Genomic DNA, 26,014 nt, shown 5'->3' with positions numbered 1-26,014 from the left:
GGCGCCTCAGACCCGCAGGCGTACCGTCTCGAACAGCGCCCGGTCCTCTTTGCGCGACGAACGCGCGTGCCGGCGGATCACTTGCAGCAGACAATCGGTGAAACACAGCGCCGGGTTGCTGAGGGCGACGTTGCAGCGGGTGACGATGCTCAGGTGCCGGGGCTCGAACTGTTCCTGCAACGGCAACGACACCAGGCGCCCGAGAAACGGCGGCGCGGTGCTCATGATGGTCGGGCCCCAGGTGCACATGTCCGCGCGCTCGACCAGCATTTGCAGGATCGCCAGCGAATGCGCCTGGACGATGCGCCGCTCGTCGATCTGCGCACCGTGGCGCCAGAACAGATCCTGCATCAGCGCGTCGTGGCCGTCCGGGGCGTAGTTCAGGGTCCAGTCCTGGTCGAGCAGTTCATGGATCGAGCGCGCATCCTGCCGGGGGTGGCCCTGGCGCACCAGCACCGAGGTCTGATAGTCCAGCAGGGTTTCGCAGGAAAAATCCTGCGGCGCCTGGGACGGGTGCAACTGGCCGATGGCGAAGTCCATGCTGCCGTCGCGCAGCAGCGGCTGGGCCACAGCCATCAGGCTCTCGAACAGCTCCAGCCGCACCTGGGGCATGCGCTGGCGAAACTCCAGCACCACTTCCGGCAACAGGGTCAGGGCGATCCACGGCGTGACCCCGACGCACAGCCGGCCGCTGTTCTTGCCGCGCAATTGGTCCAGCTCGGCCTGGGCGTGCTCCAGTTGCTTGAGCACCAGCCGCGCGTGGGTCAGCAGCACCTTGCCGTACTCGGTGAAGTTCAGGCCGCTGGGAGTGCGGACGAACAGCGGCAACTGCTGCGCGGTTTCCAGCTCGCGCAGCGCCTTGGTCACCGCCGCCTGGGACAGGTTCAACGAACGCGCGGCGCCACGGATGCTTCCGGTCTCTGCGCTGGCGATCAAGGCTTGGAGTTGATGCAATTTCATCTGCGTGCCCAGGTGACAACTTCGGGTTGTCATCATAACCAAACTGAGCCTCCCCGGCAGCGCGAGCGATGCCTAAGATCGGCCCAACAGCGCCTCAACGATTCGCCCGACGGGTCCGAGCAGGCAAGGACCTGACCGAGGAGCCCCACCATGAACCCCCGCTACGTGCTACCCGAGATTGCCGAGCAACAGAGCGCCATGATCGCCCTGCGCCGCCAGATCCACGCGCATCCCGAACTGGGTTTCGCCGAGTTCGTCACCAGCGAGCTGGTGGCCGGGCAATTGCGCGAATGGGGTTATGAGGTCAGTACCGGCGTCGGCCGCACCGGCGTGGTCGCCACCCTGAAAAACGGCGTGGGCCGCGCGCTCGGCCTGCGGGCCGACATGGACGCCCTGCCGATCCAGGAAACCAGCGGCGTGCCCCACGCCAGCCGGATCGACGGGGTGATGCATGCCTGCGGCCACGACGGGCACACCGCGACCCTGCTGGCGGCGGCGCAACACCTGGCGCGCACGCGCCACTTCAAAGGCACCCTGCAACTGATTTTCCAGCCCGCCGAAGAGGGTCTGGGCGGCGCCCGGGCCATGCTCGACGACGGCCTGTTCGAGCGTTTTCCCTGCGACGCGGTGTTCGCGATGCACAACGTGCCGGGCCACCCCACTGGCCACCTGGGCTTCTACAGCGGCCCGTTCATGGCCTCGGCCGATACGGTGACGGTGAAGATCCTCGGCCACGGCGGGCATGGCGCGGTGCCGCACAAGGCGGTCGATCCGGTGCTGGTGTGCGCCTCGATCGTGGTCGCCCTGCAAAGCATCGTCGCGCGCAATATCGACCCGCAGGACACAGCCATCATCAGCGTCGGCGCGATCCACGCCGGGACCGTTTCGAATGTGATCCCGGCCTCGGCCGACATGAGCATCAGCGTGCGTGCCCTGACGCCCGAGGTGCGGCAATTGCTCGAACGGCGCATCACCGAGCTGGTGCACGGCCAGGCCGCGAGTTTTGGCGCCCAGGCGCAGATCGACTATCAGCACTGCCACCCGGTGCTGATCAACCACGCCGCCGAAACCGCCCTGGCCCGGGACGTGGCACGCGAATGGCTGGGCGACGACCAACTGATCCACGACCTCAAGCCGTTCACCGCCAGCGAAGACTTCGCCTTCATGCTGGAACGCTGCCCCGGCAGCTACCTGGTGATCGGCAACGGCCAGGGCGAAGGCAGCTGCCTGCTGCACAACCCGGGGTACGACTTCAATGACCACTGCCTGCCCATCGGCGCGACCTACTGGGTCAAGCTGGCCGAGCGTTTTCTCGGCGAGGGCCGGTAGCAAAGGCGCGGTAGCAGTGCTACCACCGTTGTAGATAGGCGATTAACCGAGGACACAATAATGAGAAAAACGATCGCTGCGGTTTCATGGGTTCTGTTGGCGCTCTCGGCGCATGCCGGCGCGGCCGACTGGTCGGGCAAGGTGTTGAAGCTGGGCGTCGACCCGACCTACCCGCCCCTGGAATACAAAGACCCCGACGGCAAGCTGAGCGGGTTCGGCATCGACATCGCCGAGGCCCTCTGCGCCGAACTCAAGGCCCGCTGCGTGTGGGTCGAAAGCAGCTGGGACGGGATGATCCCCGCCCTGCTCGCGCGCAAGTTCGACGCCATCGCCTCGTCGATGACGGTCACCCCCAAGCGCATGACCCGTATCGCCTTCACCGACAAGGTCTCCAACGCTCCCGCGCGGTTGATCGCCAAGCGCGGCGCGGGCCTTGAGCCAACGCTCGAATCGCTCAAGGGCAAGCGCGTCGGCGTCGAACAGGGCTCGGCCCAGGAGGCCTACGCCAAGGCCAAGTGGGGCGCCCAGGGGGTGCAGATCCTCTCCTACCAGAGCCAGGACCAGGTCTACGCCGACCTGCTCGTCGGCCGCCTCGACGCCTCGTTGCAGTCGTCGATCCAGGCCAGCTACGGCTTCCTGTCCAAACCCATCGGCAAGGATTTCGAGTTCGCCGGCGCGACCCTCGGCGATCCGGCGTTTTTCGGCGTGGGCGACGGCATTGGCCTGCGCAAGGACGACGTGGAACTGCGCGACGACCTGAACAAGGCGCTGGCGACCATCCTGGCCAACGGCACCTACGCCAGGATCAACCAGAAATACTTCGACTTCGATATCTACGGCGCCCCCTGACCGCGGCGCCGGACCCCAAGCGCGACGCCCGCCGCCAGCGCAGCGGCGTCGCGGCCTTTTCAGCTCACTCTAATAACAACAAGGGGCGCGAAATGCTTCTGGAAGGTTTTGGCCCGCAGATTCTGCAGGGCACCCTGACCACCCTCAAACTGGCCTTGTCGTCGCTGCTGCTGGCGGTGCTGCTGGGCCTGCTCGGCGCCAGCGCCAAGTCCTCCGGCAACCGGCTCCTGCTGGCGCTCGCCAGCGGCTACACCACGCTGATCCGCAGCATGCCGGACCTGGTGATCATGCTGCTGTTGTTCTTCAGCCTGCAGATGCTGCTCAACCAGCTCACCGACCGGCTGGGCCTGGCGCAGATCGACATCGACCCGTTCCTGGCCGGGGTGCTGACCCTGGCCTTCATCTATGGCGCGTACTTCACCGAGACCTTTCGCGGCGCGTTCCAGGCGGTGCCCAAGGGCCAGCTGGAGGCGGCCCGGGCCTATGGCATGAGCCGCGCCCAGACCTTTCGCAAGGTGCTGTTCCCGCAGATGCTGCGCCATGCCCTGCCGGGCATCGGCAACAACTGGCTGGTGCTGATCAAGTCCACCGCGCTGGTGTCGATCATCGGCCTGAGCGACGTGGTCAAGGCCACCCAGGACGCCGGCAAAGGCTCGATGCAGTTCTTCTACTTCACCCTGGTCGGCGGCCTGATCTATCTCGCCATCACCAGCGTTTCCCAACTGCTGCTGATCTGGCTGAGCCAGCGCTATTCGGTCGGCGTGAAGAGGGCCGCGCTATGACCGAGATTCTCCAGGAGTATTGGCAGGCGTACCTGTGGAGCGACGCCGCGCAATTGTCCGGGCTGGCCATGACCCTGTGGCTGCTGGTGCTGTCGGTGCTGATCGGCTTCACCCTGGCGGTGCCGCTGGCCCTGGCCCGGGTCAGCCGCAACCCGCTGCTGAGCGCTCCGGTGTGGCTCTACACCTATGTGTTTCGCGGCACGCCGCTGTACATCCAGTTGCTGTTCTTCTACGCCGGGGTCTACAGCCTGAGCGTGGTCCGCGCCCAGGATTTTCTCGACGCCTTCTTCCGCGACGGGTTCAACTGCACGGTGCTGGCGTTCGGGCTCAACACCTGCGCCTACATGACCGAAATCTTCGCCGGCTCGATCCGTTCCATCGCCCACGGCGAGGTCGAGGCGGCGCAGGCCTATGGCATGAGCCGCTGGACCTTCTACCGGCGCATCCTCCTGCCGTCGGCGTTGCGCCGGGCACTGCCGTCGTTCAGCAACGAAGTGATCCTGATGCTGCACTCCACCTCGGTGGCCTTCACCGCCACGGTGCCGGACCTGCTGAAGATCGCCCGCGACGTGAACTCGGCCACCTATGCGTCCTTCAGCGCCTTCGGCATTGCCGGCGTGCTCTACGCCTGCAGCGCGTTTTTCCTGATCTGGCTGTTTCGCCGCGCCGAACTGCGCTGGCTGGCCTACCTCAAGCCACAGACTCACTGATCCCTTGCGGGAGAGGCTCGCATGTACAAATTGATCGTCGAAGACTTGCACAAGAACTACGGCAGCCACGAGGTGCTCAAGGGCATCTCGCTCAAGGCCAGGGCCGGCGATGTGATCAGCATCATCGGTTCCTCCGGCTCCGGCAAAAGCACCTTTTTGCGCTGCATCAACTACCTGGAACAACCGAGCAGCGGCCGCATCACGGTCAACGCCGAGGAACTGCGCACCCGCAAGAACCGCCAGGGCGAGCTGTGCGCGGCCGACCCGAAACAGTTGCAGGCGATGCGCAGCAAACTGGCGATGGTGTTCCAGCACTTCAACCTGTGGAGCCACATGAGCGTGCTGGACAACCTCATCGAATGCCCGATGAACGTGCTCGGCATCCCGCGCGACGAAGCCGTCGCGCGGGCGCGCAAGTACCTGGACAAGGTCGGCCTGCCGGCCAAGGTCGAGCGCCAGTACCCCTCCTACCTGTCCGGCGGCCAGCAGCAGCGCGTGGCCATCGCCCGGGCGCTGGCCATGGAACCGCAGGTGATGCTGTTCGACGAGCCGACCTCGGCGCTGGACCCTGAGCTCGTGTCGGAAGTGTTGCGGGTCATGCAGCAACTGGCCGAAGAAGGCCGGACCATGGTGGTGGTCACCCACGAAATGGCCTTCGCCCGCGAAGTCTCCAACCACGTCATGTTCCTGCACCAGGGCCGGGTGGAAGAAGAAGGGCCGCCCGCCCAGGTCCTCGAACAGCCCAGCAGCAAGCGCCTGAAACAGTTTCTTTCCGGCAACCTCAAATAGAGTCCTGAGCGTCGCCGTCGGGTGTTGCCCCTTGCGCCCGGCGGCAGGGCCGCGTTCGGGCGCCAGCTCCAGGGATCGGACTGGCGCCCGGGAGCGCGGGCTCGCACGCCCAACCCAACCGGGTTGCCCCCATTCGCCGCTCTCCCGTTCACGATTTGTTAAGAATCGCCTCCGTATACTCGATCGGCCTGATTCTCCCCGGCGCAACTTCTTCGGCACTCCTTCCATGTCGCGACCCGCCCCGCTGCTGCTTCTGCTCGCCGCTCTGCTGTTTTTCTTCGCCCTGGGCAACCACCAGTTGCAGGGTTCCACCGAGGCCCGGGTCGCCGGGATCGCCATGCAGATGCACCTGGACGACGACTGGGTGACGCCCCGCCTGTTCGGCCAGCCGTTCCTGGAAAAACCGCCGCTGAGTTTGTGGCTCGACGCCAGCGCCATCCGCGTCTTCGGCGGCACGCCGTGGGCGGTGCGCCTGGCGTCGGCCTTCGCCGGCCTGTTCAGCGTGCTGTTGGTGTACGCCATGCTGCGCCGCTTTGGCCGCCCGGCGCCGGTGGCCTGGGCCGCGGGCATCATGCTGGCGACCATGGCGAGTTACTGGAGCAACGTGCGCGGGGTCGGCGAAGACGCCCTGCTCAGCCTCGGCGTGACCCTGGCCCTGCTGGCGTTTTTCCAGGCGCAGCGGCGCCAGGCCGAACAGCAGCCGGCGCCCCTGAGCTGGTTGCTGTTCGCCGTCGGCATCGCCATCGCCACCCTGAGCAAGGGCGTGCTGGGCCTGGCGATGCCGGGCGTGGTGATCTTCGCCTACCTGCTGGCCGACAGCCTGATCGACAAGCGTTTCACCTTCGGCCATTGGCTCAAGCCCGCCCTTTTGACCCTGCTCGGCCTGGTGCCGCTGCTGGTCTGGCTGGGTTTCCTCTACCAGCGCGGCGGCCTGCAAGCGCTGGGCGAAGTGCTGTGGACCAACAGCGTCGGGCGCTTCGACGGCTCGTTCGAGGAAGCCGGGCACTACGAACCCTTCTATTACTACCTGGCCAAGCTGCCCCAAGCCTTCCTGCCGTGGAACATCCTGGTCTACCTGGGGCTGTGGCACTTCCGTAAAAGCCTGGCGAAGAACCGCTACCTGCTGTTTTTCAGCCTGTGGCTGCTGGCGCAGTTCACCTTGCTGTGCCTGGCGTCGAGCAAGCGCACCGTGTACCTGATGTCGCTGACCCCGGCCGCGGCAGTGCTCGCCGCCGAGTACGGCGCGGTGCTCTACCAACGCTTGCGGCTGCGCGCGGCGGGCGCGGGTTTCTGGAGCGCCGTGGGGCGCCAGCGACGCGGCCTGGCCATTGGCGTGCTGGCGCTGGTGATAGGCAGTTACCTGGCGGCGGCGCAATGGGCCGCGCCGCGCGCCGATCGCAAGCTGTCGTTCGTGCCGCTGATCAGCGAGATCCAGGCATTCCAGGCCCAGGGCCAGCCAGTGGCGCTGTACCAGGCCAACGAACGCACGGCCGGCGCCAGCGTGTTCTATACCCAGAGCCTGCTCAAGGACGTGCAGACCGAAGCCCAGTTGCAGGAATACCTCAGTGCCGCGCCCAACCACGTAGCGCTGCTGGCAGCGCAAGAACCCCCTTCCGCGCCGCTCAAGGTGTTGAAGAAAGTCGTCGTCAGCCGCCAGGCCTACTACTTCGTCAGTTACTGACTAGCGTGCCGGCACGCTCAGGGCCGCTGTGTTTCAGCAGCGGCTGCTCCAACCGTTCCCGTCCATAAAACAGCAGCGCCGTCAGCAGGCAGACCAGCCACACCACGATGCCCGCCCAGAAGGTGTGGGACATGTAGTGCCAGCCCTGCAGCACCCGGGTGGTGCCATAGACGAAGCCCAGCAGCAGCGGCCCGTGCAGCAGCGCTTTGGCATGGCGCCAGCGATAGCGCCGGGCCACGAAGTACAGCGCCAGCAGGGTAAAACCGCCCGAGGCATGGCCGCCCGGCCAGCAGCGGCCATCGCCGGCGGTCTTCAGCAGCTCGAAGTTCTGGTACCACTCCTTGTGCTCAATCTTGCCGGCGTACTGGGTGGTTTCCACCGGGCAATACACGCTGGTGTGGCTCTTGAGGAAGTGAATCGCCCCGGTGCACAGGGCGAAGGCCACCACCACGAACAAAAAGTCCCGGCGATGGCGCGCGGTAAAGCGCAGCAGCGGTGCCACGCGGAGTTTCTCCAGCAACGCCTGGCCGCGGCCCCGCCGTTCCCCCTTGAACAGCGGCCAGAGGAATGACAACAGCAGGCCGATCACTGCCGCCTCGCCGGTCCAGTCGGGAATGATCCGCGCCCATTTGTGGGTGATCTTCTCGAACAGATGGGACTGGTCCAACGGGAAAGTCTGGCTCACCGGGTCGTAGAACAGGTCGCTGAAGGCGATGTCGATGCGGGTCATGTCGAACATCAGGAACACCAGGGCCGCGCACAGCAGCGGCAGGCCAAGGTTCCAGGTGTAAAAGCGCCACGCATCGGCGCGGGAGCGGGAAAGCGCCTGCATATTCACAGTCTCGGGCAAGGGATCAAGGACGGTTGAGGGCAACGGAACGCCAGTCGCTGGCTTCGATGAAACCGAGCATTTTCGGACGCCCGTCGAGGGTATCGGTGGAAACGAACAAGGAGGCGCCGTAACCCAGGGTCGAAGACGGCAGCTTCAGCTCCTTCTCCAACGCGTTCATGCATTCGCTGTGGGTGACCAGCACCAGGTTGCGCCCCGCCACCTTGTGCGCCAGGGCATCGCGCAACAGGTGCTGCCTGCAGTTGATCAGCCAGTCTTCGCCGCTGCCGGCCTGGCTGAACATATAACCCGCGGTCTGCACCGCGCGAGTCAGCGGGCTGTGATAGATGTCGGCCTTGGCCAGCCCCAGGTGCTCGAACCGCGCGCCGACCCCCACCGCGACGTCGCGGGCGCGGTCGGTAATGCCGTCGGGCGCATTCAGGCAGGCGGCCCTGGAATGGTCGCAACGTTCCACATGGCGGATCAGCACAATCATCTGGCCCTTGGCCCAGCCAGCGCTCAAGGCCGTGGCCCCGGGCACGTTGCCGTGGGCCAGGTCCGGCACCGCCGCGGGCTTGAGCAGGAACAACGTCAACGGCAGCACCAGCAGGGCCACCAGAGCGATCACCAGGGTATTGCGATAACGGGCAAGACGACGCGCGCCAAGCGCGGGTTTTGCCACCGGAAGACTGAGTCCTGACGCCACGTTCGAGCCGCCCCTATGAGCACCAGACATTGAAATCGAGCAGCGCAGGCGAAGCTAACCGCCGCTCATGACAATCGAGCGCACGCCTCGATCGATGGGCGAACTCTAGGCAGGAGGGCGTGGCCGCCCAGTGAAACGGATGTGAAAAAAAGCTCAATCAGCCAAGCGGCGGCAAGGGACAAATGGGGCCTGGAAAAAGCCCCAAAATGGTGCAAAAAACTAATCCGACGAAATCGTTTCAGCTATTGCCCGGGCCGCCGATACACACCTGCGAACAAATCCTTGCTGGCCAACCAATAACAACAATCTTCCAGCGATACATGATCAAGAAGCACAACGTTCCTGGAGGAATTGCATGAATAGCTGGTTCGGCAACATCAGCGTCAATCTCAAGTTAGGCCTGGGCTTCGGCCTGGTCCTGGCCCTTACCACCATCCTCGCCATCACGGGCTGGACCAGCCTTGGCGGTCTGATTGACCGCAGCAACTGGATGAGCGACATCACCCAACTCAACGCCGGGCTGACCAAGCTGCGCGTGACCCGCCTGCAATACATGCTGACCAACGGCGACGAAACCGCCGCGCAGAATGTGCAGACCACCCTGGATGCTTTCTCGGCCCAGCAGCAGAAGCTGCAGAACAGCTTCAAGAACCCGGCCAACGTCAAGCTGCTCAAGGAACAGGGCGCGACCATCGCCGCCTATCAGGACTCCCTGAACCAGATGCGCGGCGCCTACCGCAGCGCCAACGCCGCCCGCCAGACCATGAACGGCAACTCGGAAACCGCGCGCAACCTGATCAACACCATCAGCGCCCGGGTCCAGCAGATGGCCCTCAGCGACCAGCGTTTCGAGCAGTTCCAGGCCATCACCAAGGCCCGCGAGGAGTTCCTGCTGGCACGCTTCGAAGCCCGCGAATACATCTACAACAGCAACGCCGACAGCGAACGCAACGCCATCCAGCAAATGGACGCGGCCATTGCCGCGCTGGGCGACCTGGACAGCCACTTCGCCAGCACCCAGGGCGACTCCCTGCGCCAGCTCAAGGCCGCGTTGAACGATTACCGCAGCTCCCTGCTGACCTTCAAAAAGGCCGTCAGCGAAGCCGCCCAGGCGCGCAAGGAAATGACCGACCAGGGCGCCCTGATCGTCAGCCAGAGCGAAGACCTGTACCAGTTCCAGCTCGACCGCCGCGACGAAGAAAGCGTCCAGGCCCGCAGCCTGCAAATGATCAGCACCCTGCTGGCGCTGCTGGTGGGCATCCTGGCCGCAGTGATCATCACCCGCCAGATCACCCGTCCGCTGCGTGAAACCATGACCGTGGTCGAGCGCATCGCCTCCGGCGACCTGACCCAGGACGTGCGCGTCACCCGTCGCGACGAACTCGGCGTGTTGCAACAAGGCATCGGCCGCATGGGCGTGACCCTGCGCGAATTGATCGGCGGCATCCGCGACGGCGTGACCCAGATCGCCAGCGCCGCCGAAGAACTCTCGGCCGTGACCGAAGAAACCAGCGCCGGGGTCAACAGCCAGAAGGTCGAGACCGACCAGGTGGCCACCGCCATGCACGAGATGACCGCCACCGTGCAGGAAGTCGCGCGCAACGCCGAAGAAGCCTCGCAAGCCGCGGCCGCCGCCGACGGCGAAGCCCGCGAAGGCGATAAGGTAGTGGCCGAAGCCATCGCCCAGATCGAACGCCTGGCCAGCGAAGTGGTGCGCTCCACCGACGCCATGACCGTGCTGCAACAGGAAAGCCAGAAGATCGGCAGCGTCATGGACGTGATCAAGGCCGTGGCCGAACAGACCAACCTGCTGGCCCTGAACGCCGCCATCGAAGCCGCCCGCGCCGGTGAAGCCGGCCGCGGTTTCGCCGTGGTCGCCGACGAAGTGCGCGCCCTGGCGCAACGCACGCAGAAATCCACCGAGGAAATCGAAGGCCTGGTGGCCGGCCTGCAGAACGGCACCCAGCAAGTGGCCCAGGTGATGAACAGCAGCCGCAGCCTGACCGACAGCAGCGTCGACCTGACCCGCAAGGCCGGCGCCTCCCTGGAAAACATCACCCGCACGGTGTCGAACATCCAGTCGATGAACCAGCAGATCGCTGCCGCCGCCGAAGAGCAAAGCGCCGTGGCCGAAGAGATCAGCCGCAGCATCATCAACGTGCGCGACGTCTCCGAACAGACCGCCGCCGCCAGCGACGAAACCGCCGCCTCCAGCGTCGAACTCGCTCGCCTGGGCAACCAGCTGCAAATGATGGTCAGCCACTTCCGCGTCTGACCCTCGCTTTCCCCCAGGGAAAAGCCAGGCGCCCACAAGGAAGTGGGCTACCTTGCAATCCCCCGCTCACCCCTCCCGCGACACCCCCTGCCTCCCCGCCCCATCCAGCAACGCATCCACCACCGCCCGCGCCATCTCCACCGAATGAATCATCGACCAGACCAGGCCACGCTCGATGCCACTGGCACTGGTGATCTCGTCCGCCGTCTCCTCGGCACACTTGAGCAACAACGACACATGCAACAACGCCTCCTCGGCACTGACCCCGGGGCGGACGGCGAATAGCGGACGGCCGTTGCCATCGCGACAGCCGAAAGAAGTGCTGCCGGTTTCCTGCAAGGTTCCGTGCAAGGGAAGACCGGACGTGTTGTCCTGCAAAGCGTCGAGCAGTGAACGATTGGGGGATTCCAGTTCAGTGATCAGGCCGCGGCTGGGTTGAGGGATAAGCGACTCAGAAATGATTTTCTTCATGATGCAAAGCCCCTTCTTGCAAGGCAGTCGCAAGCATCACACAGAGGATAGGCGGCAGTTGCATGCAAGCCTGCAAAACCAGGAAGAAGCAAACCTGGCAGGTTCAGAAACCTCTCACACGCAACTACCATAGAAGTCCAAGCAGCCTTCTTTGATGCTTGGTACATGGGCGGATCGGGGACAATTTTTTTCATGGCAAACTCCCGGAGTCATGGAGCCGCCACAGATCGCTACCAAACGATCAGGGTGGCGGCTGTACACAGGTTGGTAGACCGGGACTCCAGGAACCCAGCGCACACAAGGTGCCCTGCGCACAGCCGCCATAACGCAACGACAGAATGGATATCTGCCAAAGAAATAGCGGCGCTCTATGCGCCTGGAAATCGCTCGGGCTACCAAACCCGGCCGCTGATTTTGCAGCGACCGGGGCAGCCTAGCCCCGAACATTCAGCAGGCACAAGACGCCAAAACCACAGAAATGTAACCCCGCGATTCTCTCGGAAACACCCTACAAATCAAAGAGAAAAACCGTACACGCCACCCGCTTTTTCGCGAGCAATCGTGCGTCGACCAGCTACTCCTACAAAGGGCGAATGCACAACGTGAGAACGCATCGATCCCTGTAGCCGCTGCCGAAGGCTGCGCAAGGACCGCAGGTCCTCCGGCGGTCTCAAGCCCCTGCGCCCGCTGCGCGGTCGTACGCAGCCTCGCAGGCTCGGCAGCGGCTACAGGGTTCCGCGCCGACCGGTAGGTCGCGCCAGCGCCGCTTTTGATCTTGATCTACCTGCCCCTTCGGCAGGCCGAGTGGAGGCGTTCATCAGGGGGATGGCGCGCAGCGCCCCTCGACGCAGTCGAGGACATCGCCGGCGGCGATGCCCCCTGATGAATGCCGGAACGAGGGAACCCGAGCGCAGCGAGGGCCGTACGCGGGGGCAAGCCCTTTTGGTTACTTTTATGGCGTTTGATAAAAGTGACCCGCCGTAAGGGCGGAACCCTAAGCCGCCATGACCGCAGCAATGGATATGTACCCCGTCCAAAAAATGCAGCGCCAAACCGGACGCCATCGCGAGCAAGCTCGCTCCTACAGACGTCAGCCAAAAGTGACCCGCCGTAAGGGCGGAACCCTAAGTGGCCGTGACCGCAGCAATGGATATGTACACCGTCAAAAATACGCAGCGCCAGAACGGACGTCATCGCGAGCAAGCTCGCTCCTACAGAATCCGGCGTACTCGATTTACTCAATCCGCCAAATCCGCACCGTCGCACTCTCCAACTCAAGCGACCACTCCTCTTCCGACAACCGCAGCCGCCGCAGCGTCCCCCCCATCTCCGTCTCAGCCACATAATCCTTGGCAATCACCAAAATCAGAAACTTGTTCCGCACCCCCACCATCCGCTGCAACCGCCCCAGATCAGCAAACACCGACCACACCACGGACTCCTGCGGATCGACCTGCGGAAACCAGAGTCGCCCCTCGCCATCCTCTCGCAGCACTGAGCGAGTCTCGCCCATGCCCTTGCCCATCAGGCACTTGGGAAACGACACATCCCCCAGGCATTTCACCTCGGCGGCCATGTCCAAGTCTTCCGTGTACAGATCGACTTTGGTCCGCCCTCCGGCGTTGCCGCCAGTCCAGATATCCGGATGACCCTGCTGCCAGGCATACAGGCTGAGCTCCGCCTGAATCCAGTGCTCCCGGCAATCGGCCAGTTCCAGGACCTGCGCCATGCGCTCACTGATTGCGTCAAACGCCCCGAGAAAAACCTCTGGCCATACAGGTGTCGTATTCATCTTTGGATTCCGTTCCTGACGTTGTGAGAGGAGCACTGTTCAAGCCCCTCAAGAATTTTCTCGCCTCTTATAAATCGGCTGGCGACCCATCGTCTTGAACCGTAGCAATGGATAGAGTCCCGTCCGGAAGATGCGGCGCCAGGGCGGACGCCATCGCGAGCAAGCTCGCTCCTACAGGGAAAGGCGAATACCCGGACAGCCACGGCAAGACCAGCGTTGCACCCAGGACCGCGGGCCTTTACCTTAACGTCAAAAAGCGCGCCCACCGCCAGGAACCCCCGCATGCAGCCCCTTGGCTACACCTCGGTCCCACCGCTGCTCAAATACCTGCGCCACGCCGAACACCTCGGCCTGCCCACCGCCCCCGCGCTGGACGCCACCGGCATCGGGGCCGAGCAACTGAACGACAACAGCCTGCGCCTGCCCGTCGAGGTCCACGAACGCCTGCTGGGGTATTTCTGCCAACACTCGGGCGACCCGCTGTTCGGCCTCAATGCCGCTCGCTACGTGCTGCCCAACTCCTGGAGCGTGCTCGGTTACATCACCATGAACTGCGCGACCCTGGGCGAGGCCATGAGCCGGATCATGCCGTTCGAGAAACTGGTGGGCGACATGGGTGTCAGTCGCGTCGAGATGACCGAACAGCAGGTGCGGCTGATCTGGAACTGCCGCCTGCGGCCCTCCGACACCCGCCGCCAACTGGTGGAAAACGTGCTCGCCTCCTGGCTGCTCTACGCCCGCTGGATCGCCGACACCCAGCTCTCGCCGAGCGCCGTGTGGTTCGAGCACCCGCTGCCGGTCGGCACCACACTGGCGCAATACGAGGCGTTTTTCGGCTGCCCGGTGTTGTTCGAGCAAAGCGGCTCGGCCCTGCTCGCGCCGCTGGATTACCTGCAACTGCCGCTGCGCCAGGCCGACGCGCAATTGCTGCGCACCCTGGAAGAACATGCGATGAGCCTGATGGCGTCGCTGGAAGAAGCGCCGCTGGCGCTGCAAGTGAAAAACGCCCTGCGCCGGCTGCTCAAGGAAGGCTTGCCGCGCAAGGAACAGGTGGCCGAGCTGCTGGCGATGTCGGTGCGTACCCTGCAACGCCAGTTGCAGCAGGCCGGCACCTCCTACCAACAGATCCTCGACGACCTGCGCCAGGAACTGGCCGAGCATTACCTGCTGCACAGCGACCTGGCGATCCACGACATTTCCCATTATCTGGGCTTTACCGAACCGCGCTCGTTCCATCGGGCCTTCAAGAGCCGGACGGGGATGACGCCGGGGGAGTTTCGCCAGCACCAGCGGCCCCGCCCTTCCCTGTAGGAGCCAGCTTGCTGGCGATCCGGACGGCGCGGTGTCTCAGGCAGGACGCCATCGCGAGCAAGCTCGCTCCTACAGGGGTGACGAGGCGTTCCGAAGGCCTTGGCTCAGACGCTGATGGCGTTGGTGAACACCAGGCGATTGCCGAACGGATCGACCACCGTCAGGTCCTGGCTGCCCCAAGGCGTGGCCTCGATCCCCGGGTGGGAAAAACGGTAGTTCTTGGCCTGCAACTGCTGCTGGAAGGCTTCCAGTTCGTCGGTCTCGATACGCAGCGCCGCGCCCGGGGTGCAGTCGCCGTGATGCTCCGACAGGTGCAGCACGCACGCCCCGCGCGACACCTGCATGTACAGCGGGAAGTTGTCTTCGAAGCGGTGCTGCCAGTCGAGCGCGAAACCCAGGAAGCCGACGTAGAATTCCAGCGCCTTGGCTTCGTCGAAGATCCGCAGGATGGGGGTGGTTTTGCCGAAGCTCATTGCGCGACTCCCTGATCAAAGATGCATCACAGTACAACACGTGGATGTCAGCGCTTCGGCCCGACGCTCATTTTCTTTAATATCATTGAGCCATCATTGTGGCGAACTCACCATTCAAGCCTTGAAGCCATCGCGCAGATCCCCTTCCCGCGCCAGGAAACGCCCTTCCCTGCGGCCGTTGGCCTGACCCTCGGCGTAGCTGCGCACGCCATTGACCCACACGCCCTCGATACCCTCGGCCGCCTGTTGCGGGCTTTTGAAATCGGCCACGTCGCGGACCCGCGCCGGGTCGAACAGCACCAGGTCGGCCCAGTGCCCTTCGCGGATTTCGCCGCGCTGCTTGAGACCAAAGCGGGCCGCCGACAGGCCGGTCATCTTGTGCACCGCGGTGTGCAGCGGAAACAGCCCGAGGTCGCGGCTGAAATGCCCGAGCACCCGCGGGAAGGCGCCCCACAGGCGCGGGTGGGGAAACGGGTCTTCCGGCAGGCCGTCGGAACCGATCATCGACAGCGGGTGGGAGAGGATGCGCCGCACATCGGCCTCGTCCATGCCGTAGTACACCGCGCCGGCCGGTTGCAGGCGCCGCGCGGCGTCGAGCAGGCTGGTGCCCCATTCGGCGGCGATGTCCATCAGGTCGCGCCCGCCCAGTTCCGGGTGCGGAGTGGACCAGGTGATGGTGATGCGAAACGCGTCGGTGACCTGTTTCAAATCGAGGGTCGAGGAACTGGCCGCGTAGGGGTAGCAGTCGCAGCCCACTGGATGGTCCTTGGCCGCTCGCTCCAGGGAGGCCAGCAACTGCGGACTGCGCCCCCAGTTGCCGGCGCCCGCGCATTTGAGGTGGGAGATGATCACTGGCGCCTTGGCGTGGCGGCCGATCTGGAAGGCTTCGTCCATGGCCTCCAGCACCGGCTCGAATTCGCTGCGCAGGTGGGTGGTGTACACCGCGCCGAACGCCGTCAGCTCTTCGGCCAGTTGCAGTACTTCGTCGGTCTCGGCCGAGAAGGCGCTGGCGTAGGCCAGGCCGGTGGATAACCCCAGGGCGCCGTCTTCCAGGCTGGCGCGCAGTTGCTCGCGCATGGCGGCGATTTCATCTGCCGACGCCGTGCGATACAGGTCGTCCAGGTGGTTGCTGCGCAGCGCCGTATGGCCGATCAGCGCAGCGACGTTGACCGCCGGTTGCGCGGCGTCCACCGCGTCGCGGTAGTCGCGAAAGCGCGGGTAGACAAAGGCGGCCTGGGTGCCCAGCAGGTTCATCGGGTCCGGCGGATCGCCGCGCAGGCTGACCGGCGAGGCGCTGATGCCGCAGTTGCCGACGATCACCGTGGTCACGCCCTGGCTGAGCTTGGGCAGCATCTGCGGCTGGCGGATCACCACGGTGTCGTCGTGGGTGTGCACGTCGATGAAACCCGGCGCCAGCACCTGGCCGGCGGCGTCGATTTCGCTCTTGGCCCGGGCCTCTTTCAAGTCGCCGATGCGCGCGATGCGGCCGTCGAGCAGCGCCACGTCGGCGGGGTAGCCGGGGGTGTCGCTGCCGTCGATCACCAGGGCGTTGCGGATCAGGGTGTCGTAGAGCATGTCAGTCTCCCAGCGGCAGGCAATCGTCGCCGCCGCGGTAATCGTCCAGGGCCAGTTTGATCCGGCGCAAGCGTTCCTGGTTGTCTTCGGGCAGCGCCAGGGCCAGCTCGGTGGCCAATACGTCGATGGCCAGCAGCATGCCGTAGCGCGCGGCGGTGGGTTTGTAGATAAAGGAGGTCTCGGCGCTTTGCAGCGGCAGCACCACGTCCGCCAGTTCGGCCAGCGGCGAGTCGGCCAGGGTGATGGCGAGCACGCTGGCGCCGTAGCTGCGAGCCAGTTCGACGGTCTCCAGCAGCTCGGGGGTGATGCCGGTCAGCGAACAGGCGATCAGCGCATGTTGCGGGCCCAGGGCCGCGGCGGTCACGCGCATCATCACTGGGTCGTGGCAGGCGGCGATGGGGTAGCCGAGGCGCACCAGGCGCACCTGCAACTCGTCGCTGCACAGGGTGGAGCAGCCGCCCATGCCGAAGGCGTGGATCATCTGCGCCTTGCCCAGCAGGCGGACCGCGTCGCGAAAGCGCGACTCGTCGAACCCGGCCAGGTGGCGATGCAGGGTCGATTCGATGTCGCCGACGATCTGCCGGTAGAACCCCGATTGTTCCGGGGTGCCCGCGGGGTCGAGAAAACGGCTGCCGACCCCGCTGGCCTGGGCCAGCTGCAGGCGCAGGTCGCGCAGGTCGCGGCAGCCCACGCTGCGGGCGAAACGCGACAGCGTGGCGGCGCTGACTTCGGCCTGCTGCGCCAGGTCTTCCAGGCTGGCGGAGGCGGCGAAACCGACGTCGTCGAGCATCAGCCGGGCGATGCGGCCTTCGCCGGCGCTGAACGAATCCTGGCGGGAGCGGATCTGGTAGAGGATGTCCATAAACGGCACCTGGGCTCAAAGCAATTGGGCAAGACCGACAGTCAGGGCGAAGGCGACCAGCGAGATCAGGGTCTCCAGCACCGTCCAGGTCTTGAAGGTCTGGGCAACGGTCATATTGAAGTATTCCTTGATCAGCCAGAAGCCGCCGTCGTTGACGTGGGAGAAGATCACCGAGCCGGCGCCGGTGGCCAGCACCAGCAGTTCCGGGTGCGGATAGCCCAGGCCAAGGGCCACCGGCGCCACCACGCCCGAGGCGGTGGTCATGGCCACGGTGGCCGAGCCGGTGGCGATCCGCATCAGCGCGGCGAACAGCCAGCCCATCAGCAGCGGCGACAACTGGAATTCATGGGCCAGGCCGACGATCTGGTCGGTGACCCCGGCGTCCACCAGGATCCGGTTCAGGCCGCCGCCGGCGCCCACCAGCAGGGTGATGCTGGCGGTCGGCGCCAGGCATTCGTTGGTGAACTTGAGGATCGACTCGCGGTTGAAGCCCTGGGCCAGGCCCAGGGTCCAGAAGCTCAGCAGGGTCGCCAGCAACAGGGCGATCACCGAGTTGCCGATAAACAGCAGGAACTGGTTGAAGCCGCTGCCCGGGGTGGAAATGAGGTTGGCCCAGCCGCCGATCAGCATCAGCACCACCGGCAACAGGATGGTGGCCATGGTGATTGAGCAACTGGGCAGGCGGGTGCGCGGTTCGCGTTCGATGAACTGACGCTCCAGCGGGTTTTCCGCCGGCAGTTGAATACGCGGCACGATGAATTTGGCGTACACGGGGCCGGCGATGATCGCCGTGGGAATGCCGATCAGGATCGCGTAGAGCAGGGTCTGCCCCACCGAGGCTTGATAAGCCTGCACCGCCAGCATCGCTGCCGGGTGCGGCGGCACCAGGGCATGCACCACCGAAAGGCCGGCGACCATCGGCAGGCCGACCATCAGGATCGACACGCCGACCCGCCGCGCCACGGTAAAGGCGATCGGCACCAGCAACACGAAACCGACCTCGAAGAACAGTGGCAGACCCACCAGGAAAGCGATGCAGACCATCGCCCAATGCGCGTTGCGCTCGCCGAAACGGTCGATCAGGGTCCGCGCCACCTGCTCCGCCCCGCCGGACTCGGCCATCATCTTGCCGAGCATGGTGCCCAGCGCCACCACCAGGGCGATGTGCCCGAGGGTCTTACCGACACCTGCCTCGTAGGCACCGACCACGCCGGACGGCGGCATCCCGGCCATCAGCGCCAGGCCCAGCGAAACCAGGGTGATGACAATGAACGGATTGATCCGATAACGCGCGATCAGGACGATCAGCGCAATGATGGCAATGGCGGCATAGCCCAACAGCCAATAGCCCGATGCAGGTGTCATGCGGTACTCCTCGAAAAAGGGTCACGTCGAATGTTTGTGAAACTCATTAATCATTTAATGAAAGAGTTTTCAAACCGCATGAAAGTAACTTTCGTGGAGAGACACGCTTTGTCGCGGATAGATATGTCGTGTCGCGAATAATGAAAATCGACCCGCCGTATTTTCATCGACTCCAGCGGCCAACAACCTCCTACAGGGATCAGGCATTGGTCGGAATCAGGCGCTGAACAGCGGATTGGCGTAATCGGCCAGCTTGCCCTGGATAAAGTCGAGGAAGCACTGGATGCGTAGGGCCAGTTGCGAGTTGCGGTAGTACACCGCGTTGATCGGCTGGCGATAGCCGCTGTTGAACTCGGCGAGGATCGGCGTCAGGCGCCCGGCGCGGATGTCGTCGATGGTCATGAAGTGCGACAGGCAGGCAATGCCCTGCCCTTCCAGCGCCAAATGGCGCACCGTCTCGCCGCTGGAGGCGCTGATGCCCGGCTGGATCGGCCAGCGGTCGCCGTGCACGTGGCGCAGCGGCCAGTGGTTGAGGCTTTCGGTCTGGGTGAAACCGAGCAGGGTGTGCTCGTTGAGCGCGGCCACGGTGGCCGGCGTGCCGTGGCGCTCCAGGTACGCGGGGCTGGCGAGGATATGCAGCGGGCTGCACCCCAGGGAACGCGCATGCAGGGTCGAATCCGCCAGGGTGCCGATACGGATCGCGATATCGGTGCTCTGCTCCAGCAGGTCGATGATCAGGTCGTTGCTGTTGAGCTCCAGCTGGATATCCGGGTACAGGCTACGGAACTCGGCAACGTAGGGCACGATAGCGTGCAGCATGAACGGCGAGGCAGCGTTGATGCGCAGGCGTCCGGACGGGGTCTGCTGGCGGGACGACAGGCGCTCTTCGAGTTCGTCCATCTGGTCGAGGATCAGCTTGGCCTGCTCGAAGAAGTACTTGCCCTCTTCGGTCAGGTCCATGCGCCGGGTGGTGCGGTTGATCAACGTGGTGTCGAGCTTGCTCTCCAGGCGCGACAGCGTGCGGCTGACCGCCGACGGCGTCTGGCCCACCTGCTCGGCCGCCGCGGAGATCGAACCGCACTCGATGACGCAGACGAAGATCTGCAGTTCGTCGGATCTGGCTTTCACGTAAGTCCTCTGTATCGGTTGGCTGGCCATGCACCTGTAGCCGCTGCCGCAGGCTGCGATCGCCACCGAAGGGGGCGCAAGGCCGTGAGATCGCTGAAGGCCTTCGGCAGCGGCTACAGGGGTTACATCGTGCATACGGCGCAAAAACCGATAGTAGCCGGATTTACGCCGGCAGGTTGAACACCGCCTTGAGGTGTTCTTCGTAACGCTTCACATCGTTGTCGATGTCCGGGCGCTTCATCACGTCCACGCAGAGGAAGGTCGGCAAACCGCACATACCAAGGAACTGGTTGGCCTTGTGGAACGGGAAGTACACCGCGTCCACGCCCTTGGCCTCGAAGAAGTCGGTGGGGTCGTCGAACGCCTGCTGTGGCGCGTTCCAGGTCAGCGACAGCATGTACTGCTTGTCGTGGATCAGGCCGCCGCTGCCGTATTTCTGCGAAGCGTCGGAACGGGTGCGGCCGTCGCTGGCGTAGAGGCTGCCGTGGCCTTCGGTGAAGACTTCGTCGATGTACTTTTTCACGATCCAGGGCGCGCCCATCCACCAGCCCGGCATCTGGTAGACGATCACGTCGGCCCAGAGGAACTTGGCCACTTCTTCCTGGATGTCGTAGCCCTCGTCGATGTGGGTGACTTTCACGTCCACCCCGCCGCGGTCCAGCACCGCCACCGCAGCTTCATGCAGGGTCGCGTTATAGCGACCGTCGGAGTGGGCGAATTTCTTGCCACCGTTGAGCAACAGCACTTTTTTCATGGGTCCGGCCTCATCAGGAACGACCCCTTTGGCGCTGCGAGGCAGGACCGGGTCGAGAAGTTTGAAAACGATGGGGCGCAGAATATCGGCGAAAGACGATATGAATAAGCGCGGTTCAGGCAAAAAACTTTTGACCAATCGGCACGAATTGGTAATGGATTCGTGCCGTAGAATTTTTCAACCTCCCCCTTCCTGGAACCGCACCATGTCCCAACAGCACGGTTTTATCCTTCACGCCAAGACCCGCCCGGAAATGTCCGAGGCCTTCGAGACGCTGTTTCGCGCCTACGTCGAACCCAGCCGCGCCGAACCCGGCTGCATCGAATACCACATGCTGCGCGACCAGCAGGACCCGAGCCTGTTCATCTTCTACGAGATCTGGGCATCCCAGGCGCATCTGGACGTGCACTCCAACCTGCCGCACATGAAGGCGTTCTTCGACAAACGCATGGATTACCTGGAGCGCGACTTCGATATCCGCCGTATCGATATGCTCAGCCCGTCCTCGGCTAGCCGCTGATCAGCAAGTGACCGCCCAGCAGCCCCAGGCCGCTGAAAAACACCCGCTTGAACAGCACCGCGCTGATGCGCTGGCGCAACACCTGGCCCAGCCACATGCCGAGCAGCGCGGGAGCCAGCGCCAGCAGCGAGGCGCCGAGCTCGCCGCCGCCCAGGGCGCCGCGCCCGTACAGGCCGGCCGCCAGGGCCAGGGTCGAGACGGTGAACGACAACCCCAACGCCTGCACCAACTCGTCCTTGCGCAGCCCCAACGCTTGCAGATAAGGCACCGCCGGAATCACGAACACCCCGGTGGCCGAAGTGACGACGCCCGTTACCAGGCCACAGGCCGGGCCCAGCCAGGTTTCCAGGCGCGGCGGCAGGCGCAGGGTCGGCAGCAGCAAGCCGCTCAGGGCATACAGCAGCAGCGCCGCCCCCAACGCCCGCACCACCCAATGCCCGCCGTCGATCCCCAGCCACAGGCTGCCCAGGCCGGTGCCGAGGCAGATCGCCAGCAGCATCGGCCACAAGCGCTTGAGCAGCCCCCACAGGTGCCCGCCGAACGCCAGTTGCCAGACATTGGTTAGGGTCGCGGGAATGATCAGCAGCGCCGCAGCCTGCGTTGGTGCCATAGCCAGGCCGAGCAAGCCCATGGCGATGGTCGGCAGGCCGAGGCCGATCACGCCCTTGATCATGCCGGCCACGACGAAAGTCCCCAGCACCAGCAGGGAAAGGGCTAAACCGAGGTGTTGATAGAACGCGAGAGAGGTATTCATGGCGCCATCCTGCGCCCGCGGCGGCGGGCTGAAAATCTGCCATATACTGAGGCAGCCTCTTGTTTAGGCAGAGGCTTGAGATTTTCAGCGGCTGTTATGGCCCTATCGCGAGCAAGCTTGCTCCTACAGAAGAACGCGTCCCCTGTAGGAGCGAGCTTGCTCGCGATAGCCGCAACGCGGCGCTATCAAGGACACCTCTAATGCACTTCGACCTGACCGACCTGCGCCTGTACCTGAACATCCTCGACGCCGGCAATATCACTGCCGGCGCCAGCCGCAGCCACCTGTCGCTGGCCGCCGCCAGCGCGCGAATCCGGGCGATGGAGGCGTCCCTGGGCGCCGAGTTCCTGCACCGCGGCCGCCGTGGCGTGAGCCCCACGCCCGCCGGCAAGGCCCTGGCCCAACACGCGCGCAGCCTGCTGCGACAGGCCGAGCACCTGCAACAGGAACTGGCCGAGTACGCCCAGGGCGTCAAAGGCCAGGTGCGCCTTCTGTGCAATACCACGGCGATCACCGAATACCTGCCGGAGCCGCTGGCGGACTTTCTCTGCCGCCACCCCAACCTCGATATCGAGCTGCAGGAACTGCCCAGCCTGCGTATCACCCATGCGTTGCGCCAGGGCGCGGCGGACCTGGGCATCGTCTCCGACGCGGTGGAAACCCAGGGCTTGCAGACCCGGCCGTTTCGCGACGACCCGCTGGTGCTGGTCCTGCCCGTCGGGCATCCCCTGGCCCAGGCCGAGCGGCCTGGTTTCGCCGAGACCCTGCCCTACCCCTATGTCGGCCTGGCTGCCCACAGTGCGCTGGCGGGCTACCTGGAAGAACAGGCGCTGCACCTCGGCCTGCGCATGCACATCCGCATCCGCGCCGAAGGTTTCGACGCAGTACTGCGCATGGTCGCCCGCGGCGCCGGGCTGGCGGTGGTGCCGCAAGCGGCGGTCGAGCGCTGGCCGCAGCCGCGCGCCTTCCGCTGCGTGGCGCTGAAGGAGGACTGGGCGCAACGCAAACTGCTGCTGTGCGCGCAAGATTTTGCGCAGTTGCCGGCCTACGCCAAGGCCTTGCTGGAAGCCCTGAGGGCCCTGTAGGAGCGCAGCTTGCTCGCGATAGCGTTCGGCGCAACGCTGCGGTGGATGGCCGCTACGCGGATCGCGAGCAAGCTGCGCTCCTACAGGTTTTTAATCAGACCTTGGACAGCGCGCCCGCCGCCCGGGGCTTCCTGAAGAACAGCCCGTACACCAGGGTCAGGATCACCAGGAACGGCACGCCGAACACCAGGGTCATCTTGAACGCCTCGGTGAAGTAAGTGGTAACCATCACCGCGCCCATCAACACCAGCCCCAACAACGTGCTCCAGGGAAACAGACGCATGCGGAACGACAACTGTTGTTCACCATGGCGCTGGTGGTAACGACGGAAGCAGTAGTGAGTGAGAAAGATCATGAACCAGGTGAAGATCGCGCCGAACATCGAGATCGCCATCATCAGGGTGAACGAGCTTTCCGGGTACAGCACGTTGACCAGGGTCGCCAGGGCGATGCCCGAACTGGACAGCAGCAAGGCATTGAGCGGGATGCCGCTCTTGCTCAGCGTGCCCATGGATTTGGGCGCATAGCCGCCTCGGGACAGGCTGAACATCATGCGCGTGGTGATGTACAGCTGGCTGTTCATCGCCGACAGCGCGGCGACCAGGATCACGAAGTTCATCACCCCGGTGGCACCGGGAATGCCCAGGGTCTGCATCACCGTGACGAACGGGCTTTGCGCCTTGCCGGCCTGGGTCCAGGGCACGATGGCCAGCATCAGCGCCAGGGTCAGCAGGTAGAACACCACCAGCCGCACGATGGTCGCGCGAAAGGCCTTTTTCACCGCTTGCTGCGGGTCCTCGGCTTCGCCGGCGGCCACCGCGATCATCTCCACGCTCAGGTAGCTGAAGATCGAGACGATCACCGCGATCCACATGCCCTCCATACCGTTGGGGAAAAAGCCGCCGAAGGCCGTGTAGTTGTGCAAGCCGTAGTCGGCGTTGCCGGAGCCGAACACCACGTACACCGCGAGGAGAATAAAGCCGACGATGGCGGCGATCTTGATGGTCGAGAACCAGTACTCGAAGTTGCCGAAGGTCTTCACGCTGATGGCATTGAGCAGGATCAGCACGCTGGAGAACGAGACGATCCACACCCATTCCGGCACGTGGGCGAACCAGTACTTCATGTACATGGCGATGGCCGTGACCTCGGCGCCGACCGCCAGGACGATGGCCGCCCAGTAGGCGTAGCGCACCAGGAACCCGGCCAGCGGGCTGATGTAGAACTCGGCGTAGGCGCCGAAGGAGCCGGAAGTGGAATGGGCCACGGTCATTTCCGCCAGGCAGCCCATCAGCAGCAAGGTGATGAGCGCGCCGATGGCGTAGCTGAGCAGTACGCTGGGGCCGGCGTAACCGATGGCGTAGGCGCTGCCCATGAACAGCCCGGTGCCGATCGCCCCGCCGATGGCGATCATGCTCATCTGCCCGGCCGTGAGCTGGCGGCGCAAGCCCTGTTCGCGATGGGAGATCGCGGCGAAACCCTGGTTGGTATTGGTCACGTGTGTGAGCCTCTTTTATTGTTATTGGCACGCTGTAACGTCGAACATTCCTGTAGCCGCTGCCGCAGGCTGCGATCGACTGCGCAGCAGGCGTAAACCGATGTCCGCGGTGTCACTGGAAAACCGCGCCCATCGGCTTCACGACGACTTCGTCGCCGAACGCCGCCTGCGGCAGCGGCTACAGGTATCGGGTTGCTGTGTTCAGGTCACGCTGTGGCGAATCTGGAACTGCGGCTCGGCCCAGGTTCGCTGGTCGAGGATTTCGCCGAGGATCTCTACCGCGTCCCAGACTTCGCTGAAGCGGGTGTACAGCGGCGTGAAACCGAAACGCATGATCCGCGGCTCGCGGTAATCGCCGATCACGCCTCGGGCGATCAAGGCCTGGATCACCGCGTAACCTTCGGGGTGCTCGAAGCTGACATGGCTGCCGCGCCTGGCGTGTTCGCGCGGGGTGACCAGCGTCAGGCCGTGGGCCGCGCAGCGCTGTTCCACCAACTCGATGAACAGGTCGGTCAGCGCCAGGGACTTGCGCCGCAGGCTGGCCATGTCGGTCTGCTCGAAGATCTCCAGGCCGCACTCGACCATGGCCAGCGAGGTGATCGGCTGGGTGCCGCACAGGTAACGGGCGATGCCGCTGCTGGGCTGGTATTGCGCGTCCATGTCGAACTGCCGCGCATGGCCGAACCATCCGGCCAACGGCTGCTTGACCAGGTCGCAGAGCGCCGGCGAGACCCAGGCGAACGCCTGCGAACCCGGCCCGCCATTGAGGTACTTGTAGGTGCAGCCGATGGCGTAGTCGGCGCCGGCCTGCTTGAGGTCCACCGGCACCGCGCCGGCGGAATGGGCCAGGTCCCAGAGGCTCAGCGCGCCGCATTCGTGGGTCAGCGCGGTCACCGCCTGCATGTCGTGCATGTAGCCGGTCTTGTAGTTGACGTGGGTGAGCATGACCACCGCGACGTCGTCGCCGATGGCCTGGGGCAGCTCCTCGGGGCCGTCTACCAGGCGCAGGGAATAACCCTGCTGGAGCATCTCGACCAGGCCTTCGGCGATGTACAAATCGGTGGGAAAGTTGCTGCTCTCGCTGACGATCACCCGCCGCTGCGGCGCCTTGAGCGCCTGCACGCGCAAGGCCGCGGCAAGCACCTTGAACAGGTTGATCGAGGTGGTGTCGGTGATCACCACTTCGTTGGCATCGGCGCCGATCAGCCGCGCCAGGCGGTCGCCCAGGCGCTGCGACAGGTCGCGCCAGCCGGCGCTGTTCCAGCTACGGATCAGGCCGTTGCCCCACTCTTCGGCAATCACTTGCTGCGCGCGTTGCAGTGCCGCCACCGGGCGCGCGCCCAGGGAGTTGCCGTCGAGATAGATCACCCCGTCGGGCAGCGCGAACTGGTCGCGCAGCGGCGCCAGCGGGTCTTGGGCATCGAGGGCCAGGCAGTGGTTTCTTGTTGTCATGGGCGTTCCTGTTTTCGCTGGGCAGGCGACAGCGCACGCAATACCCGAAGGGCATCGGTGCCTG

Annotated in this window: 25 protein-coding genes and 1 pseudogene; 11 read left to right on the top strand and 15 right to left on the bottom strand. The window is 64.7% G+C overall.

Translation table 11 applies throughout. The features are described 5' to 3' along the window. Positions 1–6 precede the first annotated feature (6 nt). Positions 7–960, bottom strand: coding sequence for a LysR substrate-binding domain-containing protein (locus tag BTN82_RS03460; protein WP_075117782.1), 954 nt, complete (start codon positions 958–960; stop codon positions 7–9). 150 nt (positions 961–1,110) lie between these two features. Here BTN82_RS03460 and BTN82_RS03455 point away from each other — a divergent pair, with 150 nt between their 5' ends. The 6 genes from BTN82_RS03455 (at position 1,111) to BTN82_RS03430 (ending at position 7,100) form a co-directional block, all read left to right on the top strand. After that, positions 1,111–2,289: a M20 aminoacylase family protein gene (locus BTN82_RS03455; RefSeq protein WP_075117781.1), complete on the top strand. Its 1,179-nt coding sequence runs from the start codon at positions 1,111–1,113 to the stop codon at positions 2,287–2,289. Between the two features lie 60 nt (positions 2,290–2,349). After that, positions 2,350–3,138: an ABC transporter substrate-binding protein gene (locus BTN82_RS03450; protein ID WP_075117780.1), complete on the top strand. Its 789-nt coding sequence runs from the start codon at positions 2,350–2,352 to the stop codon at positions 3,136–3,138. Between the two features lie 92 nt (positions 3,139–3,230). Continuing rightward, complete coding sequence (locus BTN82_RS03445) at positions 3,231–3,920, top strand: ABC transporter permease (RefSeq protein WP_075117779.1); 690 nt, start codon at positions 3,231–3,233, stop codon at positions 3,918–3,920. Further along, a complete protein-coding gene (locus BTN82_RS03440) occupies positions 3,917–4,630 on the top strand; it encodes an ABC transporter permease (protein WP_075117778.1) in 714 nt (237 codons plus the stop codon). The genes BTN82_RS03445 and BTN82_RS03440 overlap by 4 nt, the downstream gene beginning before the upstream one ends. 21 nt (positions 4,631–4,651) lie before the next feature. After that, on the top strand, positions 4,652–5,419 hold the full coding sequence (locus tag BTN82_RS03435; RefSeq protein WP_075117777.1) for an ABC transporter ATP-binding protein: 768 nt from the start codon (positions 4,652–4,654) through the stop codon (positions 5,417–5,419). Positions 5,420–5,645: 226 nt separating this feature from the next. Then, entirely contained in the window at positions 5,646–7,100 is a 1,455-nt protein-coding gene (locus BTN82_RS03430; protein WP_075117776.1) for an ArnT family glycosyltransferase, read from the top strand. On the opposite strand, the gene BTN82_RS03425 is transcribed toward BTN82_RS03430, so the two are convergent. After that, entirely contained in the window at positions 7,090–7,932 is an 843-nt protein-coding gene (locus tag BTN82_RS03425) for a phosphatase PAP2 family protein (protein ID WP_075117775.1), read from the bottom strand. The two genes, BTN82_RS03430 and BTN82_RS03425, sit on opposite strands and share 11 nt — an antisense overlap. A 22-nt stretch (positions 7,933–7,954) precedes the next feature. Beyond that, positions 7,955–8,665 (bottom strand): histidine phosphatase family protein, encoded by a 711-nt coding sequence (locus BTN82_RS03420; RefSeq protein ID WP_186828350.1) that lies wholly within the window; start codon positions 8,663–8,665, stop codon positions 7,955–7,957. A gap of 325 nt (positions 8,666–8,990) precedes the next feature. On the opposite strand from BTN82_RS03420, the pseudogene BTN82_RS31790 reads away from it, so the two are divergent. Both BTN82_RS31790 and BTN82_RS31785 read left to right on the top strand, forming a co-directional pair. Further along, positions 8,991–10,004 (top strand): annotated as a pseudogene (locus BTN82_RS31790) (methyl-accepting chemotaxis protein); the annotation flags it as partial. A gap of 42 nt (positions 10,005–10,046) precedes the next feature. After that, positions 10,047–10,910: a methyl-accepting chemotaxis protein gene (locus tag BTN82_RS31785; RefSeq protein ID WP_410002788.1), complete on the top strand. Its 864-nt coding sequence runs from the start codon at positions 10,047–10,049 to the stop codon at positions 10,908–10,910. Positions 10,911–10,976: 66 nt separating this feature from the next. On the opposite strand, the gene BTN82_RS03410 is transcribed toward BTN82_RS31785, so the two are convergent. From BTN82_RS03410 to BTN82_RS03405, 3 genes are all read right to left on the bottom strand, one after another. Continuing rightward, the gene (locus BTN82_RS03410) at positions 10,977–11,381 is read right to left on the bottom strand and encodes a DUF6124 family protein (protein WP_075117772.1); all 405 of its coding nucleotides are present in this window, start codon (positions 11,379–11,381) and stop codon (positions 10,977–10,979) included. Further along, a complete protein-coding gene (locus BTN82_RS30870; protein WP_148169452.1) occupies positions 11,378–11,575 on the bottom strand; it encodes a hypothetical protein in 198 nt (65 codons plus the stop codon). The genes BTN82_RS03410 and BTN82_RS30870 overlap by 4 nt, the downstream gene beginning before the upstream one ends. A gap of 1,040 nt (positions 11,576–12,615) precedes the next feature. Continuing rightward, positions 12,616–13,173: a hypothetical protein gene (locus tag BTN82_RS03405; protein WP_075117771.1), complete on the bottom strand. Its 558-nt coding sequence runs from the start codon at positions 13,171–13,173 to the stop codon at positions 12,616–12,618. Positions 13,174–13,455: 282 nt separating this feature from the next. On the opposite strand from BTN82_RS03405, the gene BTN82_RS03400 reads away from it, so the two are divergent. Then, the gene (locus tag BTN82_RS03400) at positions 13,456–14,484 is read left to right on the top strand and encodes an AraC family transcriptional regulator (protein WP_075117770.1); all 1,029 of its coding nucleotides are present in this window, start codon (positions 13,456–13,458) and stop codon (positions 14,482–14,484) included. A 104-nt stretch (positions 14,485–14,588) separates the two neighbouring features. Here the strand turns inward: BTN82_RS03400 and BTN82_RS03395 are convergent, their stop codons facing one another. From BTN82_RS03395 to BTN82_RS03370, 6 genes are all read right to left on the bottom strand, one after another. Then, positions 14,589–14,957, bottom strand: a complete 369-nt coding sequence (locus BTN82_RS03395; RefSeq protein WP_075117769.1) for a glyoxalase superfamily protein — start codon at positions 14,955–14,957, stop codon at positions 14,589–14,591. A gap of 114 nt (positions 14,958–15,071) precedes the next feature. Further along, on the bottom strand, positions 15,072–16,532 hold the full coding sequence (locus BTN82_RS03390) for an N-acyl-D-amino-acid deacylase family protein (RefSeq protein ID WP_075117768.1): 1,461 nt from the start codon (positions 16,530–16,532) through the stop codon (positions 15,072–15,074). Position 16,533: 1 nt separating this feature from the next. Next, a complete protein-coding gene (locus tag BTN82_RS03385) occupies positions 16,534–17,394 on the bottom strand; it encodes a MurR/RpiR family transcriptional regulator (RefSeq protein ID WP_075117767.1) in 861 nt (286 codons plus the stop codon). A 15-nt stretch (positions 17,395–17,409) separates the two neighbouring features. Next, positions 17,410–18,759 carry a gluconate:H+ symporter gene (locus BTN82_RS03380; RefSeq protein ID WP_075117766.1) on the bottom strand — a complete coding sequence of 450 codons (1,350 nt, stop codon included), beginning with the start codon at positions 18,757–18,759 and terminating at the stop codon, positions 17,410–17,412. 216 nt (positions 18,760–18,975) lie between these two features. Further along, complete coding sequence (locus BTN82_RS03375; protein WP_075117765.1) at positions 18,976–19,887, bottom strand: LysR family transcriptional regulator; 912 nt, start codon at positions 19,885–19,887, stop codon at positions 18,976–18,978. A 163-nt stretch (positions 19,888–20,050) separates the two neighbouring features. Continuing rightward, positions 20,051–20,641 (bottom strand): NAD(P)H-dependent oxidoreductase, encoded by a 591-nt coding sequence (locus BTN82_RS03370; RefSeq protein ID WP_075117764.1) that lies wholly within the window; start codon positions 20,639–20,641, stop codon positions 20,051–20,053. Positions 20,642–20,846: 205 nt separating this feature from the next. Here BTN82_RS03370 and BTN82_RS03365 point away from each other — a divergent pair, with 205 nt between their 5' ends. Further along, positions 20,847–21,161: a putative quinol monooxygenase gene (locus BTN82_RS03365; protein WP_075117763.1), complete on the top strand. Its 315-nt coding sequence runs from the start codon at positions 20,847–20,849 to the stop codon at positions 21,159–21,161. Here the strand turns inward: BTN82_RS03365 and BTN82_RS03360 are convergent. Beyond that, positions 21,151–21,915: a sulfite exporter TauE/SafE family protein gene (locus BTN82_RS03360; protein ID WP_075117762.1), complete on the bottom strand. Its 765-nt coding sequence runs from the start codon at positions 21,913–21,915 to the stop codon at positions 21,151–21,153. The genes BTN82_RS03365 and BTN82_RS03360 overlap by 11 nt on opposite strands. A 200-nt stretch (positions 21,916–22,115) precedes the next feature. Between BTN82_RS03360 and BTN82_RS03355 the strand changes: the two genes are divergently transcribed. After that, the gene (locus BTN82_RS03355; protein WP_075117761.1) at positions 22,116–23,000 is read left to right on the top strand and encodes a LysR substrate-binding domain-containing protein; all 885 of its coding nucleotides are present in this window, start codon (positions 22,116–22,118) and stop codon (positions 22,998–23,000) included. A 94-nt stretch (positions 23,001–23,094) separates the two neighbouring features. Here the strand turns inward: BTN82_RS03355 and BTN82_RS03350 are convergent, their stop codons facing one another. Beyond that, on the bottom strand, positions 23,095–24,498 hold the full coding sequence (locus BTN82_RS03350) for an amino acid permease (RefSeq protein WP_075117760.1): 1,404 nt from the start codon (positions 24,496–24,498) through the stop codon (positions 23,095–23,097). 201 nt (positions 24,499–24,699) lie between these two features. Continuing rightward, entirely contained in the window at positions 24,700–25,950 is a 1,251-nt protein-coding gene (gene kynU / locus BTN82_RS03345) for a kynureninase (RefSeq protein WP_075117759.1), read from the bottom strand. Between the last annotated feature and the right edge of the window lie 64 nt (positions 25,951–26,014).

It is taken from the genome of Pseudomonas chlororaphis (genome assembly GCF_001921865.1).
Lineage (GTDB): Bacteria > Pseudomonadota > Gammaproteobacteria > Pseudomonadales > Pseudomonadaceae > Aquipseudomonas > Aquipseudomonas chlororaphis_D.
This window is presented reverse-complemented; position numbering and strand designations above follow the sequence as displayed.